Below are 1,247 nucleotides of genomic sequence, written 5' to 3' on the forward strand. Positions count from 1 at the left end.
AATTCCTAAATTCCTAAATTCCCCAATCCCTAAATTCCCCAATTCCTCCAATTCCTAAATTCCTAAATTCCCCAATCCCTAAATTCCCCAATTCCTCCAATTCCTAAATTCCTAAATTCCCCAATCCCTAAATTCCCCAATCCCCCAATCCTTCACACCCTGCACGCAGTTTTCAGGTCGTCAGCAGCATCGGTAAACTCCCAGGTAAAATCCGGGTGATCCCGGCCGAAATGACCGTAACAGGATGTTTGACTGTAAATGGGCCGCATCAGGTTGAGGCGCTTTATAATATGGTAGGGCCGCAGATCAAAGACCTCCCGCACCGCCTGGGTCAGAACATGGTCCGGGACCTGCCCCGTCCCCCATGAGGTAACCATTATGGACACAGGTTCAGCTACGCCTATGGCGTAAGCAATCTGCACCTCGCAGCGCTGCGCCAGTTCTGCAGCCACAATATTTTTGGCAATGTACCTGGCCATGTAGCCTGCACTTCGATCCACCTTGGAAGGATCTTTCCCGGAAAAGGCCCCGCCGCCATGATTGCCCATGCCGCCGTAAGTATCCTGAATGATCTTGCGGCCGGTGAGCCCGCAGTCCGCCATGGGACCGCCCAGCACAAACCTGGAGGTGGTGTTGACAAAGATTCGCGTATTTTTATCCAGCATTTCCGGAGGCAGGGTATGGAAAACTACTTCTTCCCGCACAGCCTCAACCAGGTCTTCGTAAGACACATCCTCGTTGTGCTGACAGGCAATGACCACATAATCAATTCTTTCAGGCTTGCCGTTGATATACTCTACGCTGACCTCGGTTTTGCCATCGGGCCGCAGAAAATCCAGTATTCTCCTCTTACGCACATAAGCCAGTCTCCTGGAGAGCCTGTGAGCATAATATATGGGCGCCGGAATAAGCAGGGGAGTCTCCCGCACGGCATATCCAAACATCATGCCCTGGTCCCCTGCCCCCTGGTCCTCCCGGGACCTGCGGTCAACGCCCATGGCAATGTCAGGGGACTGTTTGTCTATGGAAGAAAGAACCGAGCAGGTCTCCCAGTCAAACCCCATTTCTGAACTGTTGTAACCTATCTCGCGCAGGGTCTGCCTGACAATGCCCGGCAGGTCTGCATATCCACTGGTGGTGATCTCTCCGGCAATAAAGGCAAGTCCCGTGGTGACTAAGGTCTCACAAGCCACCCTGGAGTATTTGTCCTGGGCCAGAATAGCATCCAGCACTGCATCTGAAATCTG

The 1,247-nt window shown here is 52.8% G+C and carries 1 protein-coding gene; it reads right to left on the bottom strand.

From position 1 onward, the window contains the following. Positions 1 to 152 precede the first annotated feature (152 nt). Positions 153 to 1,247 (bottom strand): methionine adenosyltransferase (gene metK, locus D5S03_RS06830; RefSeq protein ID WP_287043136.1); only part of this gene is annotated, 1,095 nt, incomplete at its 5' end.

The organism is Desulfonatronospira sp. MSAO_Bac3, assembly GCF_003838035.1.
Classification (GTDB): Bacteria; Desulfobacterota; Desulfovibrionia; order Desulfovibrionales; family Desulfonatronovibrionaceae; genus Desulfonatronospira; species Desulfonatronospira thiodismutans.